The organism is Rhizobacter sp. P1_G5 (assembly GCF_056405435.1).
Genome location: NZ_JBFUCB010001062.1, coordinates 1 through 1027, shown reverse-complemented (window position 1 = coordinate 1027; position 1027 = coordinate 1). Strand labels below are relative to the sequence as shown.

Here is a 1027-nt window from a genome sequence, read left to right as displayed (position 1 = left end):
ACCTCGAGCGACACCGTATCGTTCAACACCCAGCACAACAACGTCGGCTACAACATGACGCTGTTCGGCCCGGACACGTCCTTCACGGGCAACAGCCTGCCGACCACCCAGTGGCTCAACACGCTGTGGACCAGCGGCCTGTTCAGCATCAGCGACTACAACATCTTCCGGGTCGTGCTGACGGCTGACATCCTCAGCGTCTCGGTCAGCGCCGTGCCCGAACTGCCGGTCGCCTCGCTGCTGCTGGCCGGCCTGGGCGCACTGGCGTTGATGCAGTTGGCGACTGCACGCCGCCGCAGGCCCGCCGCCATGCCGCTCGCGGCCTGACACCCAACGGTCCATCCCCATGACGCTCGACCAGTTGCAGGCTGTCAAGCAGTGGCATGTCGGCCACCGCGAGCTGCAGCCGGTCGAGTACCACACCTGGGATGCCGTGCTGACGCTCTGGGTGATGGGCTGGATGGGGCTGCCGGCCTCGCTGCTGCTGCGCCAGCCGGTCGTGGCCGGCGCCTGCGTGCTGCTGTTCTTCGTACCCGGGCGCTATGTGGCGCTGCGGCGCTGGCTGCACCGGGCCCGGCGGCTGCGCTGCGACTGGCTGACCTCGCTGCGCTGAAGCGCGCTCACGCCAGCCCGGCTACGCGTCCTTGCGCACCGCGACGATGTGCGCCTGGATCTGCCCGTCCACCGCACCCCGCCCGAAGCGCGCGGCCAGCGCGTCGGCGCAGGCCGCCGTCGCCTCGGCCAGGTCGCCGGCAGACCGCGCCTCGATCTCGCTGCGCAACGGCGTGCCCTCGCAGTAGGCCCGGGCCGCCACCTGCGCCGACGCGGCCCGGCTGCGCGCGGGCAGCGTCTCGAAGTGCACCGTCTCGCGCCAGCCGCCGGCCCGCAGGTCGGCTTCGATCGCCGAGCGCTCGAAGTAGCCGTGCGGCGTGCGCGCCATGAAGCGCGGCGGATCCTGCGGGTAGCGCACGGCCAGCGCCTGCGTCACCGTGTCGGCAAATTCGTTGGCCTCGATGCGGTCCCACAC

General features: G+C 71.3%; 2 protein-coding genes and 1 pseudogene. 2 read left to right on the top strand and 1 reads right to left on the bottom strand.

Annotated elements, in window-relative coordinates:
- Positions 1–327, top strand: a 327-nt coding sequence (locus AC1D12_RS34005) for a hypothetical protein (protein ID WP_477845476.1), incomplete at its 5' end; no start/stop codon positions are given.
- Between the two features lie 19 nt (positions 328–346).
- On the top strand, positions 347–613 hold the full coding sequence (locus AC1D12_RS34000; protein WP_465111728.1) for a hypothetical protein: 267 nt from the start codon (positions 347–349) through the stop codon (positions 611–613).
- A 21-nt stretch (positions 614–634) separates the two neighbouring features.
- On the opposite strand, the pseudogene AC1D12_RS33995 reads toward AC1D12_RS34000, so the two are convergent.
- Positions 635–1027: pseudogene (locus AC1D12_RS33995) on the bottom strand (SAM-dependent methyltransferase); the annotation flags it as partial.